This window comes from Streptosporangium sandarakinum (assembly GCF_050942225.1).
In the GTDB taxonomy this organism is placed as follows: Bacteria; Actinomycetota; Actinomycetes; order Streptosporangiales; family Streptosporangiaceae; genus Streptosporangium; species Streptosporangium nondiastaticum.
On the sequence record NZ_CP192034.1, the window covers coordinates 1,854,613 to 1,871,527 of the forward strand.

Consider the following 16,915-nt stretch of genomic DNA (forward strand, 5'->3'; position numbering starts at 1 on the left):
CACCGTCTGCACCCCCGGAACTGGTTTTCGGGTTGGGTGCGCGTGTTTGTGTGTTTCATAGTGTTACGGCGGTTATGGCGAAGGGGAAACACCCGGTTACATTCCGAACCCGGAAGTTAAGCTCTTCAGCGCCGATGGTACTGCACCGGGGACGGTGTGGGAGAGTAGGTCGCCGCCGGACAATCTTTTGGAGAGGGCCGCCCCCCGGTTTCACCGGGGGAGCGGCCCTTTCCGCGTTTCCCGGGCTTTTCCCGGCCTCAGTGGTTCCCGCTCTCTGCGGTTCCGGGCCTCCCGGGCCTCCGCGGTTCCCGGTTTCCCGGTCTCTGTGGTTTCCGGCCTCCCGGCCTCTGCGGTTCCCGGCCTCCTGGGCCTTCTGAGCCTCCGCGGCTCCCGGTTTCCGGTTTCCGGGTTTTCTGGCTTCCGTGTTTTCCGGCGGGGTCTTCGGCGCAAGCCGGAGGCCCCGCTTTTTTCATGCCTGCCCTCAGGACCGGAGCCGACCCCCATACGCGCGGAAGGCCCCGCCCCCTTCTCGGGGAGCGGGGCCTCAGCCTCGCCTGTGAATCCCTACCGGAGCCCGGGGGCCCGGCTCCGGGCCTGGGGTCTTCATCGGGCCGTGGGCCGGCTCCTGGGCGGTCAAGCCCCGGGACCCAGCCCCCGAACGAACCAAGCCTGGAAGGCCCTCAGAAGACGGGCCCCGTACGAATCACGGCGTGATGAAGAGGGCGTCGCCGACGGTGCGTTCCGCGCCGTCGGACGGGCGGTTGACGATCTTGCGGCCGACGACCATCGCGGACGAGCCGCCGCCGTCGAGGTTGACGGCCTGCTTGGCGCCCAGCCAGCGCATCAGCTGGGCCGCCTCCACCATCGAGGCGCCGACGCTCACGCCGGGATCGCGGCCGTCGACCGTCGCCACGATCAGCCCTCCGGACCTGCCGATGCCCAGCAGCGTGCGCGGATGGCGGCGGAGCATCATGTTGACCGATGCCTGCCCGTCGGCCTTGGCGGTGATCTGCACCCGGCCGTTCCTGACGAGGCCGACACCTCCGCCCATGATGTAGGTCTCGGGGGTGAGGGGGACGCCCTTCCCGGTCCGCAGGTCGATGACCTTGTTGTCGATCCTCATCGTGGAGCCGTCGAGGGCGTGCGACAGCAGCCACTCCGCCATGCTCCCGGTTCCGTGGAGGACGGAGGATTCGCGGGGGACGGCGCCGCCGGCCTCGCGGGTGACGACCCTGCCCTGGGCGTCGATCACGACTTCGGCGCCGCCGTCGGCCGCGGTCTTGGCGCCGAACTCCGGGGTGTAGAGGACCAGATCGTCGGGGCCGGCGGCCCGGTTGATGCCCTTGATCTCGATTCTGGAGCCGTCCGAGGAGGCGGCCGTGGTCACCGACTTCAGCTCGGTGATCCGGGCCCTGCGCCCGTTGAGCACCAGCCCGCTCCGGCCGGCGACGGCCTCGCTGAGCAGTCTGCCGCCCACCACGGAGACGCCCACGGGGTCCCCCTGGAGCTGCTTCGGTGTGTGGATGTTGAAGAAGCCGCCGTTGACCCCGGCGATGGCGCCGAGATGCTTGGCCATCGAGCTGGTCGTCTCACGCTTGGCGACGCTCACGCCGACGCTGGTCTTGAAGGACCCCCTGAAGAGCCTGGGGTCGACCATCAGCACGTGCATCTTCCATGGTCCGGTGGTCTCGGCTCCGTCGTCGGCGAGGTAGTCGGCCTTGGCCTTGATGCCGGCCTCCTTGAGGTCCTTGACCATCTTGTCGGCTTCGGCGCGCTGCTTGAGCGTCCACTGCCCGATGCGGACCATGTACCGTTCCACCGCCGGGGCGTCGGCTGCGGCCGGCTGGACGATCCGTACCACGGCGGGGGTGAACCCCGCGGCGGAGGCTTCGTCGGCCTTGAGCTGTGCGGCCTGCAGGGTTCCGTCGTCGTGCCCGTTGGGCATCAGCAGCGACACGGTCCAGCCCTGCGTGGACCTGCCGTGCGCCAGGTCGAAGAGCCGGACGCCCCGGGTCACCTCTCGCTGGTTCTTGACCAGGGGGCGGCTCTGTTCCTGTCCCAGGGGGAAGGCCGACGTGGGGAGCGTCAGGTTCGTCTGGTCCGCGTGAGCCGGAACCGCCGTGGCGGCCAGAGCGATGGCGGAAAGCCCGACGATGATACGTCGCGACATGTGCGTGTTTCTCTCTCCCCGTTGATGATCGGTCTTCGGTGCACCATCGTGCCGAAGATCCACACCGTCGGGGGAGTGAAACGCACAAAAAGCCACGAGAAAGTCCGAGAAAGCATTGGGATATCCACCGCGCCGTCGCGTGGGACGGCCGGGGATCCGGTATGACCCCGCCGGGGGAACCGGCCGTGCTGGTCAATAGGGGTTAGTCCCCGCGGTTTCGCTGCGAGGGCGGGGGCGCGGCGTTACGGTGCAGTAGCCGCATTCCCTCAAGACCGGGCGGCACAAGTTGCGAGAGGCAGCCGTCATGGGGCTGAACATTCTCATTGTGATCATCGCGAGCATGGTCCTTGGTTTCATCCTCGGCGTGGTCATGGCGCGGCCGCGGCGCTGGGATCTGTACGTCTGCGCCGACGACACCGTTCACGCCGACGCCGGGTCCGACGGGCCGTCATAGGCGGGTGCGAGCCGCGCGGAGTCCGGGTCCCTCCCGTACGGTTCGCGCCGTCCTCCGGGGCGGCGACCGGAAGAGCACGATGCCCGCGCTCCCGGACGTGCCCCGCGCTTCCGGTCATGGGCGTTTCAGCCTCGGGGGTTGTCCCTCCGGAAGGACTCCAGCGCCAGCAGGGCGACGTGGAGGGAGAGGCAGGACTCGACGTCGTCCAGGTCGGTGTCGAGGATGCGTTCCAGACGGTGGAGCCGGTCGTAGAAGGCGGGCCGGGACAGATGGGCCCTCTGGGCGGCGACGGCCTTGTTGCGGCCGGAGTCGAGGTAGATCCGCAGGATTCCGGTCAGGTCGCCGCCGCGCTGGGCGTCGTGGGCCAGCAGGGGGCCGAGCTCGCGCTCGGCGAAGGTCTGCAGCCGGGCGTCGTCCCTGAGCAGGTGCAGCAGGCCGCGCAGCCGCAGGTCGGGGAGGCGGTAGAAGGGGCGGCCGTCGGGCTGGCGGAAGGCGACGTCGGCGACCTGCTCGGCCTCCAGGAAGCTTCGCCGTACGTCGCGGAGGGATTCGACGGCCGAGCCGGCGGCGAGGACGAACGGCGTGGCGAACATCGTGCGCAGGCGATCGGCGAGCGTGGCCAGCGCCGACTCGACCGGGGTGCGGGGCGGCAGGGGAAGCAGGACTCCGACGCGGTTCTGGTCGAGGGCGCCGACCAGGGCGGGCAGCCGGGCCTCGCGGCAGGCGGCCGCGGCGGCCTCCGCGAGATCGCCGAGCCTGGCGAGCTGCTCCTGGCCGTCGAGGGGTTTCTCCGACGCCTCGGCCAGTCGCAGGACCACGCTGACCAGCTCGCGCCCGGTCAGCGGCACCCCGACCGCCCGGGCGCGGGCCGCCGCCTCGTCGGGGTCGGCGTAGGCGTGGGAGAGGATCCCGGCGATGATCGTGCCGTGCGCCTGGCGCTCCAGCGACTCCTGGTGGCGTTCCAGCAGGCGGCCCAGGGCGAGGGTGGTGGCGGCGCGTTCGGCGAGCACGATGTCGCGGGGGTTGGGCTCGGCGTCGCACAGCATGATCAGCCGTCCCCAGTCCTGGCCCCGCGCCCCGACCATCGTGACCAGCCAGCCGGCGGCGTCGTCGTAGGCGGTGCGCTGGCCGGGGGCGACCGCCCGGGACCGCGTCTCCCAGTTCGCCAGCAGCGTCCCGGTGTCGCGGCCGGCGGTGTCGCAGGCGAGGACCTGGTGGGCGAGGTTCTCCAGGAGGACGGGCCGCCCGGACAGCCGCGCGACCTGGCGGAGGACCTCGGCGGGGGAGGCGCCCTCGACCGAGAGCTCGGTGAACACCTCGTGGAGCTGCTCGGAGGCGCGCAGCTCCTCCAACTGGATGTCGATGATCCGGGCGTGCACCGACTCGGTGATCTGCACGAACGGTGTCTCGCGGCCGAGCGTGATCAGCGGCAGGCCGTGCTTCTCGGCGGCGTTGACCACGCTCCTGGGCAGTTCCCTGACGAACTTGCGGCCCAGTTCCACGATCAGCCCGGAGGCGCCGACGGCGGCGAGCTCGGCGATGTAGTCGGCGAGCCGGTCGGGGTCGTCGGGGAGCGCGATGCCGGTGGTGAGCACCAGTTCCCCGCCGCGCAGCAGCTGGGCGATGTCGGTGACCTCCCCCACGTGCACCCATCGCACGCGGGTGTCCAGCCGGTCGGCTCCCGCGACGACACGGGGGTTACCCCGACGGACGGTGTCGAGGGCGAGCACGTCGGCGATCGTAGGGAGCACTCACCGAGGGTATCCGATCAGCGTGTAAATACGGATTGCCGGTGCTTTACAGGATGTTTCGCGACATTGTGAGGTTAACCGCTTTCCTGGCATCGACCGTGTCTCACCTGGGTCTTCGGGCAGGCGAGACCATACCCGTATCCGGGATACGACGGTGTGGTACCCATAGGGCCTGAGGTCGCTTGACCCCCCCGGCGGAACTGGCAGAAGAGGCGATGGTGAACATGGTTGAGACCCCCGGCACCGACGGCCGCGGAGCGGCCCGGGGCGCCTCCGGCGTGGAGGACCCGGACCTCCGCCAGCTGCTCGCCGGTCTCACGGCGGTGCGTGACGGCGACTTCGGGACGCGGCTGCCGGACGACGGCGACGGGCTGCTCAAGGAGATCGCCACCGTGTTCAACGGCATGGTGGACCAGCTCTCCCTGTTCACCTCGGAGGTGACGCGGGTGGCCCGCGAGGTGGGCACCGAGGGGCAGCTGGGCGGCCAGGCCGAGGTGCCGGGCGTCTCCGGCACGTGGAAGGACCTCACCGACTCGGTCAACGCCATGGCGGGCAACCTCACCGACCAGGTCCGCGACATCGCCCAGGTCGCGACCGCCGTGGCCAACGGCGACCTGTCGCAGAAGATCACCGTGGACGTCCGGGGCGAGATCCTGGAGCTGAAGAACACCCTCAACACGATGGTGGACCAGCTGTCGTCGTTCGCCGACGAGGTGACGCGGGTGGCGCGCGAGGTGGGCACCGAGGGGCGGCTTGGCGGTCAGGCCGACGTCAAGGGCGTCGCGGGCACCTGGCGCGACCTCACCGACTCGGTGAACTTCATGGCGGGCAACCTCACCGACCAGGTCCGCTCGATCGCCCAGGTCACCACGGCGGTGGCGCGGGGAGACCTGTCGCAGAAGATCACCGTGGACGCCCGGGGCGAGATCCTGGAGCTGAAGAGCACCATCAACACGATGGTGGACCAGCTGTCGTCGTTCGCCGACGAGGTGACGCGGGTGGCCCGTGAGGTGGGCACCGAGGGGCGGCTTGGCGGTCAGGCCGACGTCAAGGGCGTCTCCGGCACCTGGCGCGACCTCACCGACTCGGTGAACTACATGGCGGGCAACCTCACCGACCAGGTCCGCAACATCTCGCAGGTGGCCACGGCGGTCGCCCGCGGCGACCTGTCGCAGAAGATCACGGTCTCGGCGCGCGGCGAGATCCTGGAGCTGAAGAGCACCATCAACACGATGGTGGACCAGCTGTCGTCGTTCGCCGACGAGGTGACGCGGGTGGCGCGCGAGGTGGGCACCGAGGGGCGGTTGGGCGGTCAGGCCGACGTCAAGGGCGTCTCCGGCACCTGGAAGGCGCTCACCGAGTCGGTCAACGTCATGGCCGACAACCTCACCGCGCAGGTTCGCTCGATCGCCGAGGTCACCACGGCGGTGGCCCGCGGCGATCTGTCACAGAAGATCCGGGTGGACGCCCGGGGCGAGATCCTGGAGCTGAAGGAGACCATCAACACGATGGTGGACCAGCTCTCGGCCTTCGCCGACGAGGTGACACGGGTGGCCCGCGAGGTGGGCACCGAGGGCAACCTCGGCGGGCAGGCCACGGTCCGGGGCGTCTCCGGCACCTGGAAGGACCTCACCGACAACGTCAACGTCATGGCGAGCAACCTCACCGGCCAGGTGCGTTCGATCGCCCAGGTGGCCACGGCGGTGGCCCGCGGCGACCTGTCGCAGAGGATCACGGTGGAGGCGAAGGGCGAGGTCGCCGCGCTCGCGCAGACCATCAACACCATGGTCGACACGCTGAGCGCCTTCGCCGACGAGGTGACGCGGGTGGCCCGCGAGGTGGGCACCGAGGGACAGCTGGGCGGCCAGGCCCGGGTGCCCAACGTGGCCGGCACCTGGAAGGACCTCACCGACAACGTCAACTCGATGGCCAACAACCTGACCAACCAGGTCCGCAACATCGCGCAGGTCACCACGGCGGTCGCCCAGGGCGACCTGACCAAGAAGATCGACGTCGACGCCCGGGGCGAGATCCTGGAGCTGAAGACGACGATCAACACGATGGTGGACCAGCTGTCGTCGTTCGCGGCCGAGGTGACGCGGGTGGCGCGCGAGGTGGGCAGCGAGGGCCGGCTGGGCGGCCAGGCCGAGGTGGAGGGCGTCTCCGGCACCTGGAAGCGGCTGACCGAGAACGTCAACGAGCTGGCCGGCAACCTGACCCGCCAGGTCCGCGCCATCGCCGAGGTGACCAGCGCGGTGACCTCGGGCGACCTGACCCGCTCGATCACCGTGGACGCCTCCGGCGAGGTGGCCGAGCTCAAGGACAACATCAACTCCATGGTGAAGTCCCTGCGGGAGACCACCCTGGCCAACCAGGAGCAGGACTGGCTGAAGTCGAATCTGGCCCGCATCTCCGGTCTCATGCAGGGCCACCGCGACCTCGCCGTCGTGGCCGAGCTGGTGATGAACGAGCTGGCCCCGCTGGTCTCGGCCCAGTACGGCACGTTCCTGCTGGCCGAGGAGACGCCCGACGGCCCCGAGCTGCGGGTGGTCGGCGGCTACGGGCACCGGGAGACCGATCGCCGGCACCGTTTCGGCGACTCGCTCGTCGGGCAGGCCGCGCTGTCCAGGCGGCCCATCCTGGTGGAGGACGTCGCGCCGGGATATCTCACCATCGCCTCCAGTCTCGGCGCGGCCACCCCGGTCGGCCTCATCATGCTGCCGATCGTCGTCGAGGACCAGGTGCTCGGTGTGATAGAGCTGGCGAGCCTCAATCGCTTCACGAAGGTGCACCGGGCCTTCCTGGAGCAGCTCGCCGGGACCATCGGCGTCAACGTCAGCACGATCGTCGCCAACGCCCGGACCGACTCCCTGCTGGCCGAGTCGCAGCGGCTCGCGGTCGAGCTCCGGATCGGCCAGGAGGAGCTGCAGCGCTCCAACGCCGAGCTGGAGGAGAAGGCCGAGCTGCTGGCCCGGCAGAACCGCGACATCGAGACGAAGAACAAGGAGATCGAGCAGGCCCGCCAGGAACTGGAGGACCGCGCCAAGCAGCTCGCGCTTGCCTCGAAGTACAAGAGCGAGTTCCTGGCCAACATGAGCCACGAGCTGCGCACCCCGCTCAACTCGCTGCTCATCCTCGCCCAGCTCCTGGCCCAGAACCCGGCCCGCAACCTGACCGCCAAGCAGGTGGAGTACGCCAACGTCATCCACTCGGCGGGCACCGACCTGCTCCAGCTCATCAACGACATCCTCGACCTGTCCAAGATCGAGGCCGGGAAGATGAACATCACGCTGGAGTCGCTGGACCTGCGCCAGCTCCTCGACTACGTCGAGGCGACCTTCCGCCCGCTGACCACGGAGAAGGGCCTCAGGTTCGACGTGACCGTCGCCCCGGACGTGCCGGAGGAGCTGCTGGTGGACGAGCAGAGGCTCCGGCAGGTGCTGCGCAACCTGCTGTCCAACGCGGTGAAGTTCACCGAGGCGGGGTCGGTCGGGCTGCGCATCGAGCGGCTGGCCGACACCGAGATCCTGGGGGTCCCGGGGCAGGACGTGCTCGCCTTCCACGTCGCCGACACCGGCATCGGCATCGCCAAGGAGAACCTCTCGCAGATCTTCGACGCCTTCCAGCAGGCCGACGGCACGACCAGCCGCAAGTACGGCGGCACCGGGCTGGGCCTGTCGATCAGCCGGGAGATCGCCGCGCTGTTCAACGGTGAGATCCGGGCGGTCAGCGCCCTCGGCGAGGGCAGCACCTTCAGCCTCCTGCTGCCGATCGCCGGTGTCGCGCCCGGCACGGCCGGGCCGGCCGCCGTCGAGGCCGCCCGGACCGCCTCCCTTCCCGCACCCGGCGACCGGCCCGCCCTGGAGACGGCCGAGATCGGATCCGCGCCCGTGGCCGGCGCGGCGCAGGGGACGGAGGGGCGCCGGCTGCTGGTGGTGGAGTCCAGGCCCAACGGCCTGCTCTCCCAGCTCGCCGAGAGCGTCGTCGCCGACCTGAGCGCCACCCACGGACCGGTCGTGGTCTCCACCGCCGGCGACCCGGCCGCCGCGATCGACATCCTGAAGGGCGCCGGCCACCACTGCATCGTGCTCGACCTGGGCATGCGGCAGGACGGGGCGGCGGAGTTCCTGCGGTTGCTCGACGAGGACCCGGCCCTGCGGGAGCTGCCGGTGCTCGCCCACCACACCCGCACCCTCACCAGGCCGCAGGAGAACCTCCTCAAGGGACGCTCCAGCACCCAGCCGCTGGAGCGCATCCCCAGTCTCGACGAGCTGCGCGAGCGCATCGCCCTGCACCTGTCGGCGCACGAGCCCGGCGACGTGCTGCCGCTGGTGCAGTCCAGCCCGGAGGAGCCCCCCCAGGCGATGGAGGGCGCGGACGCCATGCTGGTGAACCGCAAGGTCCTGGTCATCGACGACGACGTGCGCAACGTCTTCGCGCTGACCAACATCCTGGAGCTGCACGGCATGCAGGTGCTCTACGCCGAGAACGGCCGCCGGGGCATCGAGGTGCTCTCACGCAACGAGGACGTCGACCTCGTCCTGATGGACATCATGATGCCGGAGATGGACGGCTACGCCGCCACCGCGGCCATCCGGAAGATGCCGCGCTTCGCCGGCCTGCCGATCATCGCGGTGACCGCCAAGGCCATGCACGGCGACCGGGAGAAGACCCTGGCGGCGGGAGCCAGCGACTACGTCACCAAGCCGGTCGACGCCCAGGAGCTGATCTTCCGCATCCAGCAGTGGATGGGCCTGTAGGTTCCGCTTCCGCGGACTCCCCGTCCCGCCGTACGGCTGCCCGTGCGCACGGCCGGGACGGAGGATCCGCGGGCCGCTCACACCCGGGGGGTGAACCGGGCCAGGTCGTGGATGCCGAGGTTCTTCTCGATGTCGGCGACCCGGTTCACCATGTCGGCGAAGCCGTTGGGGCCGAAGCGGCGGTGCTCGTCCTCCTCGAAGACCTCGCTCAGCTCGAGCAGTTCCCGGGGCGGAAGGAGGTCGCGGAAGGCGGGGAAGACGACGGTGTCCTCGCGGGCCTCGTGCGGTTCGTACATCCGGACGAACGCCGCCATGTCGGCGACCAGGCGGCGGCGGGTCCATGCGCCCGGCGCCCCGGACGGGCCGGTGGCCCTCAGGATCCGGCCGGTCAGGACACGGCCCCGCTGGTGCTGGAGCTGGAGCGTGTCCACGGTGCCGGTGAGCCGCCCGGCCTGCCGCAGCCGGGGGAAGACGTGCTTCTCCTCGTTCTCCTCGTGGTACTGCTCGATGAACTCGCGGATGACGCGGGCCCCCTCGTGCAGCTCCCGGGACGGCACGCGTTCGCCGCGGCCGATCCGCCGCATCCCCTCGCGGTAGACCAGCAGGACGCGCTTGAGGACGCCGTGCTCGCGCATCAGGTCCTCCGGCGGTGTGACCGGCACCTCCTCCGGGCTCCCGGTCTCCTCCCCGGAGGGTCCTCCCGGCGCGGGGGACGGGTCCGCTCCGTCCGCCCGGGCCGCCGTTCGCGGGTCGGCCGCGGCTCCGAGCGCCAGGACGGGCAGGCCGAGGAGGTCACGGCGGCGCACCGCCGGGGACGGGGAATCTCCAACGACGTCCATTCCTGCCGTCACCGCCTCGCCGTGATCGATCGCCGTGCCGCCACCCACCCGGGGCGTGGTCGGGTTTCTTCCCGGGTGTCACGGCGCCACGCCGCGGCCTGGGTAATGCTTCGGCCGTCCTCAGCCGGACGGCGGCGCGTCCCCGCGGTCCAGGCGGGCCTGGAGGCCGTCGATCACGCAGGCCAGGCCGAAGTCGAAGGCGGCGGCGCGGCCGGCCTCGATGTCCACGTCCTTGTACAGGGCGTAGTGCGCGGCCAGGTCGGGGTGGCCGCGGACGGCGTCCTCCGCCACGCTGTGCGTCGCCTTCATCAGCTCCGGATCGCTCATCCCGGTGGAGCCGAGGGCGGCGCGCCAGGCGATCTCGGGCGTGGTGGCGCCGAGCACGAAGGCCAGCAGCGTGGACCAGGCGTGGTCCGCCGCCATGCCCGCGAACCCGGCCCGCCGGCACACCTTCATCAGCCCGGCCACCAGCGCGACGGCGTTGGGGCCGAGGGAAGGCCTGGACCCCAGGAGGACGGCCGCCCAGGGGTGTTCCAGAAGGACGGCGCGCATGCTGTGGGCGAAGACCGAGACGGCCTCGCGCCAGGCCGTGTCCTCGCCGGGGAGGGTGATCCTGCCGTAGACCTCGTCCACGGCGAGCTCCAGCAGCTCGTCCTTGTTGGCCACGTGCCAGTAGATGCTCGTGGCCCCGGACCCGAGCTTGGCGCCCAGGCGGCGCATGCTGAGCGCGTCGAGGCCCTCGGTGTCGAGCAGCTCTATGGCCGCCCGGACGATCTGGGCCCGGCTGAGGGTCGCGCTCCTGGCGGGCCGCGGCTCGCGGGTCCAGACGGAGCTGAAGGGCTGGTTCACCCCTCCAGCATAAAAGGAATCGCACACCGTACGATTTTGTCGTACGGTGTGCGAGTGGAATCGCACACCGTACGAGCCGAGCCGCACCCCCGTCGCTGGTGGATCCTGGGCGTGCTCTGTCTGAGCCTCCTCGTCCTCGTCGTCGACAACACGGTGCTGAACCTCGCCATCCCGTCCCTGATGAGAGACCTGGGGGCCACCCCCGCCGACATCCAGTGGATCATCGACGCCTACGTCCTGGTCTTCGCCGGGCTGCTGCTCACCGCGGGCAGCCTGTCCGACCGCTACGGCCGCAGGCGCTTCCTGATCATCGGCCTGCTGCTGTTCGGCGGCGCGTCGCTGGTGGCGGTGCTGGTCACCGAGCCCTGGCAGCTGGTCGCGGCCCGCGCGCTGATGGGTGTCGGGGGCTCGATCCTGATGCCGAGCACCCTGTCGATCCTGATCACCGTCTTCGACGACGCCGAGCGCCGCAAGGCCATCGCCGCCTGGAGCGCGGTGGCGATGGTCGGCGTCATCGCCGGTCCCACGCTGGGCGGCTTCCTGCTGGAGCACTACTGGTGGGGATCGATCTTCCTGATCAACGTGCCGGTCGCGGTGCTCGCCGTCGTCGCCGCCGCGCTGCTGATGCCCGAGTCGCGCGGCCCCGCCCGCCGGCTCGACCCTCCCGGCGTGCTGCTGTCGGCCACCGGCATGACCGCGCTGGTCTACGCCGTCATCTCCTCGCCGTCCAGGGGCTGGACCTCGCCCGAGGTGCTCACCGCCGCCGTCCTGGCCGTGCTGGCGCTCGGCGGGTTCGTGCTCTGGGAGCGCCGCAGCGCTCATCCGATGCTGCCGCTGGAGCTGTTCCGCGACCGGAACTTCAGCGGCTCGTCGTTCTCCATCGTGCTGATGTCGTTCGGCACGGGCGCCCTGCTGCTGATGCTCACCCAGTACCTCCAGTTCGTGCTGGGATACGGGGCGATGAAGGCCGGGCTGGCGCTGCTGCCGTACGCCGTGGCCGCCGCGGTCTTCAACATCCTGGGCGCGGGGCTCGGCCAGAAGATCAGCAGCCGCACGCTGGCGGCGGTGGGCCTGGCCGTGATGGCCCTCGGGTTCGGCGTCCTCGCCTTCATGACCGCCGACACCGGATACGGCCTGCTGATCACGGGCCTGATGCTCATGGGCGTCGGCGCCGGTGTCGCCGGGCCCGCCGTCTACGCGACGCTGATGGGCGCCGTTCCGCCCCAGCACGCCGGCGTCGGGTCGGCTCTCAACGACACCGTCCAGCAGGTCGGCATGGCGCTGAGCGTGGCCGTGCTCGGCAGCGTGCTGGCCGGGGTCTACCGCTCGTCCATGCCGGAGTCGGCGCCCGCCGCGGCCCGCGACTCCGTGGCCGTGGCGCTGCGACTCGGTGACCCCGGGCTGGCGCGGACCGCCCGGGAGTCCTTCGTGTCGGCGATGACCTTCGGCTCCTGGGTGGGGGTCGCCTTCACCCTCGCCGCCGCCGTCCTGGCGTTCGTGATGCTGCGCCCGGCGGCCCCGGCGGCGCCGGCCGAGCGGCCCGGCCTCGTGGAGGCGGGCGGCTGACGCCGGACACCGCCCACCCTGGACCGCCCTGGCCACCCCGGACCGCCCACCCGCCTCCGGAAACAGGCGGGGGCGGCCGGGACGGCGGGGCCGGGGCGGCGGGTTTTACACAGTGACGGGTCAGGTCGGAATGTCCCGACAGGTTGCCCGTGGGAGAGGGGTTCGGAAACAGGGATACTCGACGTATGTCGGACCTTCTCGCGCGCCACCGGGCGGTAATGCCCAACTGGCTGTCCCTTTACTACAACGAGCCCATCGAGATCGTCGGCGGCAAGGGCAACCGGGTCGTCGACGCCTCGGGCAAGAGCTACCTCGACTTCTTCGCGGGCATCCTCACCAACATGATCGGCTACGACGTGGCCGAGGTACGGGAGGCCGTGGAACGCCAGCTCGCGACCGGCGTCGTGCACACCTCGACGGTGTACCTGCTGCGCGGTCAGGTCGAGCTCGCCGAGAAGATCGCCCGGCTGTCCGGCATCGAGAACGCCAAGGTCTTCTTCACCAACTCCGGGACCGAGGCCAACGAGACCGCGCTGCTGCTGGCGACCTACGCCCGCAGGTCGGACCAGGTGCTCGCCATGCGGCAGAGCTACCACGGCCGCTCCTTCGGCGCGGTCAGCGTCACCAGCAACCGTTCCTGGAAGAACAGCTCGCTGTCGCCGCTGAACGTCCACTTCCTGCACGGCGCGGACCGGCACCTGGCCCAGTTCCGCGGGATGTCGGACGCCGACTACATCGCCGCGTGCGTCGAGGACCTGCGGCACGTGCTCGCCACGTCCGTCGGCGGCGACGTGGCCGCGCTGATCGCCGAGCCGATCCAGGGTGTGGGCGGCTTCACCATGGCGCCCGACGGGCTGTTCGCCGCCTACAAGGAGGTCCTCGACGCCGAGGGCATCCTGTTCATCTCCGACGAGGTGCAGACCGGCTGGGGCCGTACCGGCTCGGCGTTCTTCGGCATCGCCAACCACGGCGTCACGCCCGACATGATGACGTTCGCCAAGGGGCTGGGGAACGGCTTCGCGGTCGGCGGCGTCGTGGCCCGCGGCGACCTCATGGACGGCCTGCACGCGGTCGGCCTGGCCACCTTCGGCGGCAACCCGATCTCCATGGCCGCCGCCAACGCGACCCTCGACTACGTCCTCGACCATGACCTGCAGGCCAACGCCGCCCGCACCGGCACCCTGATCATCGACGGGCTCCGCGAGGCCGCGCCGCGGCTGCCGGTCGTCGGCGACATCCGCGGCAAGGGCCTGATGTTCGCCGTCGAGCTGGTCGACCCGGCCACCGGCGAGCCCTCCCCGGCGCTGGCGGCCCGGTTCATGGAGGAGACCAAGAAGGCCGGCCTCCTCGCCGGCAAGGGCGGCCTGCACGGCAACGTGCTGCGCATGGCCCCGCCGCTCACCCTGACCATGGACGAGGCCGCCGAGGGCCTCGGGATCATCGTCAACGCACTCGAAGTCATCAACGCAGAGGTCGTCTCGTCGTGAAGAACATCACCCACTGGATCGGCGGAGCCGAGGTCGAGGGCTCCGGCCGTACCGCCGACGTCTTCGACCCGGCGACGGGCGAGGTCAGCGGACGGGTCCACCTGGCGTCGGTCGCCGAGGTCGACGCCGCCGTGGCCGCGGCCGCCGCGGCCTACCCGGCGTGGCGGGACGCCTCGCTGGTCAAGCGGTCGCGGGTGCTGTTCCGCTTCCGCGAGCTGATGCACGCCAACCGCGACGAGCTCGCCCGGCTCATCTCCGCCGAGCACGGCAAGGTCCACTCCGACGCCCTGGGCGAGGTGGCCCGCGGCCTGGAGGTCGTGGAGTTCGCCTGCGGCATTCCGCACCTGCTCAAGGGCGGCTTCTCCGAGGGCGTCTCCACCCGGGTCGACTCCTACTCCATCCGCCAGCCGCTGGGCGTGGTCGCCGGGATCACCCCGTTCAACTTCCCGGCCATGGTGCCGATGTGGATGTTCCCGATCGCGATCGCCTGCGGCAACACCTTCGTCCTCAAGCCCTCCGAGCGCGACCCGTCGGCGTCGCTGCTGATGGCCGAGCTGTGGAAGGAGGCGGGCCTGCCCGACGGCGTCTTCAACGTCGTCCAGGGCGACAAGGCGGCGGTGGACCGGCTGCTGGAGCATCCGGACGTGCGCGCGGTCTCCTTCGTCGGCTCCACCCCGATCGCCCGGTACGTCTACGAGGCCGGCACCGCGCACGGCAAGCGGGTCCAGGCGCTCGGCGGCGCCAAGAACCACATGCTCGTGCTGCCCGACGCCGACCTCGACCTGGTGGCCGACGCGGCGGTGTCGGCGGGCTTCGGCTCGGCCGGCGAGCGGTGCATGGCGATCTCCGTCGTGCTGGCCGTCGACCCGGTCGGCGACGAACTGGTCGACAAGATCGTCTCCCGGGTCGAGAAGCTGACCGTCGGCCCCGGCGACGACCCCGCCTCCCAGATGGGCCCGCTGGTCACCGAGGTGCACCGCGACAAGGTCGCCTCCTATCTCGACCTGGGCGTGGCCGAGGGCGCCAAGCTCGTCATCGACGGCCGCCGCACCCCGATCCTGGGCGGCGGCGCCGCCGCCGACACCCCCGGCTTCTGGCTCGGGCCCACGCTGCTCGACCACGTCCCGGCCGGCTCCCGGGTGCACACCGAGGAGATCTTCGGCCCCGTCCTGGCGATCGTGCGGGTCTCCTCCTACGCCGAGGGTCTACGACTGATCAACGACGGCGAGTACGGCAACGGCACAGCGATCTTCACCAACGACGGCGGCGCCGCCCGGCGTTTCCAGAACGAGGTGGAGGTCGGCATGATCGGCATCAACGTGCCGATCCCGGTGCCGATGGCCTTCTACAGCTTCGGCGGCTGGAAGGCGTCGCTCTTCGGTGACACCCACGTCCACGGCACCGAGGGCGTGCACTTCTACACCCGGGGCAAGGTCGTCACCTCCCGCTGGCTCGATCCCAGCCACGGCGGCGTCAACCTCGGCTTCCCCACCAACGCCTGAGACCCCGTCCGCCGGGCACGGCGGACGGGACGGACCCGGGCCCGGGGCGCCGGCGGGGACTCGCCCGCGAGTCCCCGCCGGGCCGGGCGCGGGCGGGTAGGCTCCGCACAGATGTCGACGCGTCGGTAAGGGGACTTATTCGTGGGCAGTGACGGGCCGCGCCGTACACGCCGGGGCGCGCTGGCAGGCGGCCTGGCGCTGGCCGCGTGCGTGGCGGCGGGCACCGTGACCTCCGCCGGGAGCATGACCTCCGCCGGGACCGCGGGCGCGGTCCCCGCCCGGAACGCCGCGCCCGCGTCCACCGGCTCGCCCTCCCCGGCGTCCACCGCGACACCGGGCCGCGATGCCACCCCGGGCCCCGGGGCGACCGGCGGCCCGGACGACCGGAGCCCGTCGCCGAAGCCCTCGGCCTCGGTCGGCAAGGGCGAGGGCGTCCTGCGGGTGCTCACCTTCCAGGGCCACGTCGAGTACGGCACGACCCTGACCGGGGTCGACTGGGTCTCATCCTTCGAGAACAGCACCGGTTGCCGGGTCGTCCGGCTGGACCGGGTGCGGTCGGCGGAGGAGATGGCGGCGAAGTTCCGGCCGGGGTCCTACGACGTCGTCTCGCCCCCGCCCGAGCTGGCCGGGCAACTGGTCGCCGAGGGGAAGGTCGCGCCGATCGACACCGGCCTCCTCGCCTCCTACAAGGACGTTCCGGAGCGGCTGCGCGAGCTGCCCTCGACGCGGCGGGGGAAGGAGGTCTTCGGCGTGCCGTACCTGTGGAGCGCCGACGAGGTCCTCTACCGGGGCGAGCGGCCGAAGGGGCCGCAGGACCTCTACGACGACGAGCAGGTGGCGATCAGGGACACCCCGATGAGCCTCGCCGGGGCCGCGCTCGCGCTGAAGGAGACGCGGCCGGACCTGAAGATCGACGACCCGTTCCAGCTCACGCCGGAGCAGCTCGACGCGGCCGTGGAACTGGTCTCCCGGCACGACGGACCCGGCCGGGTCTACTGGCGCGACTCCCTGGACGTGATCCGGGCCTTCGCGACGGACCGGGTACGGCTCGGCGGGGCCCTGCCGTACCACGCCGACCTCTTCGCGCGGGCGGGCCGCCCGGTGAAGGCGCTCGATGACGCGCCGATGACCGGGTGGGCCGACTCCTGGATGCTCTCCTCCGGCGCCGCCAGCCCGAACTGCGCCTACCGGTGGCTCGACTGGATCACCTCGCCGAAGGCGCAGCGCGCGGCCGCGGCCTGGACCGGCCTCGCCCCGGCGAACTCCAAGGCGTGCGGCGGCGAGGCGCGGCGCGTCTGCGACGCCCACCACGCCGGGGACGCGGCGTGGCTGAAGCGCGTCTTCTTTGCCGTTCGCCCGTCGAAGGATTGCGGCGGCGCGGGCGGGGAATGCACTGACTACACCGACTGGACGAAGCGGTGGAAGGACCTGGTGGAATGACCGGCCTCCCCGTGACCCGCCGGTGACCCGCGCCTGACGAGCCGCGGGCGCGCCCGTCCCCCGCCGGGTGTGGCCCGTCAGGGGCGCTCCGGGCGTT

At 71.3% G+C, this 16,915-nt stretch carries 9 protein-coding genes and 1 rRNA gene; 6 read left to right on the forward strand and 4 right to left on the reverse strand.

Translation table 11 applies throughout. From position 1 onward, the window contains the following. Positions 1–64: 64 nt before the first annotated feature. Positions 65–181, forward strand: a 5S ribosomal RNA gene (rrf, locus tag ACQP10_RS08855). A 522-nt stretch (positions 182–703) separates the two neighbouring features. Here the strand turns inward: rrf and ACQP10_RS08860 are convergent. Then, entirely contained in the window at positions 704–2,170 is a 1,467-nt protein-coding gene (locus tag ACQP10_RS08860) for a phosphodiester glycosidase family protein (RefSeq protein ID WP_346020831.1), read from the reverse strand. Between the two features lie 579 nt (positions 2,171–2,749). Next, on the reverse strand, positions 2,750–4,375 hold the full coding sequence (locus tag ACQP10_RS08865) for a PucR family transcriptional regulator (protein ID WP_346020830.1): 1,626 nt from the start codon (positions 4,373–4,375) through the stop codon (positions 2,750–2,752). A 224-nt stretch (positions 4,376–4,599) separates the two neighbouring features. On the opposite strand from ACQP10_RS08865, the gene ACQP10_RS08870 reads away from it, so the two are divergent. Continuing rightward, the gene (locus tag ACQP10_RS08870; RefSeq protein ID WP_346020960.1) at positions 4,600–9,135 is read left to right on the forward strand and encodes a HAMP domain-containing protein; all 4,536 of its coding nucleotides are present in this window, start codon (positions 4,600–4,602) and stop codon (positions 9,133–9,135) included. A 77-nt stretch (positions 9,136–9,212) separates the two neighbouring features. Here the strand turns inward: ACQP10_RS08870 and ACQP10_RS08875 are convergent, their stop codons facing one another. Both ACQP10_RS08875 and ACQP10_RS08880 read right to left on the reverse strand, forming a co-directional pair. Beyond that, complete coding sequence (locus tag ACQP10_RS08875) at positions 9,213–9,974, reverse strand: hemerythrin domain-containing protein (protein WP_433541191.1); 762 nt, start codon at positions 9,972–9,974, stop codon at positions 9,213–9,215. Positions 9,975–10,094: 120 nt separating this feature from the next. Next, positions 10,095–10,823, reverse strand: a complete 729-nt coding sequence (locus ACQP10_RS08880) for a TetR/AcrR family transcriptional regulator C-terminal domain-containing protein (RefSeq protein WP_346020828.1) — start codon at positions 10,821–10,823, stop codon at positions 10,095–10,097. A 54-nt stretch (positions 10,824–10,877) separates the two neighbouring features. Between ACQP10_RS08880 and ACQP10_RS08885 the strand changes: the two genes are divergently transcribed. The 4 genes from ACQP10_RS08885 (at position 10,878) to ACQP10_RS08900 (ending at position 16,818) form a co-directional block, all read left to right on the forward strand. After that, entirely contained in the window at positions 10,878–12,389 is a 1,512-nt protein-coding gene (locus ACQP10_RS08885; protein ID WP_346020827.1) for an MFS transporter, read from the forward strand. A 185-nt stretch (positions 12,390–12,574) separates the two neighbouring features. Continuing rightward, the gene (locus ACQP10_RS08890; protein WP_179819033.1) at positions 12,575–13,876 is read left to right on the forward strand and encodes an aspartate aminotransferase family protein; all 1,302 of its coding nucleotides are present in this window, start codon (positions 12,575–12,577) and stop codon (positions 13,874–13,876) included. Then, positions 13,873–15,378, forward strand: a complete 1,506-nt coding sequence (locus ACQP10_RS08895) for a CoA-acylating methylmalonate-semialdehyde dehydrogenase (RefSeq protein WP_346020826.1) — start codon at positions 13,873–13,875, stop codon at positions 15,376–15,378. Before ACQP10_RS08890 ends, ACQP10_RS08895 begins: the two co-directional genes overlap by 4 nt. A 141-nt stretch (positions 15,379–15,519) precedes the next feature. Then, entirely contained in the window at positions 15,520–16,818 is a 1,299-nt protein-coding gene (locus tag ACQP10_RS08900; protein WP_433541192.1) for an extracellular solute-binding protein, read from the forward strand. Positions 16,819–16,915: the final 97 nt, after the last annotated feature.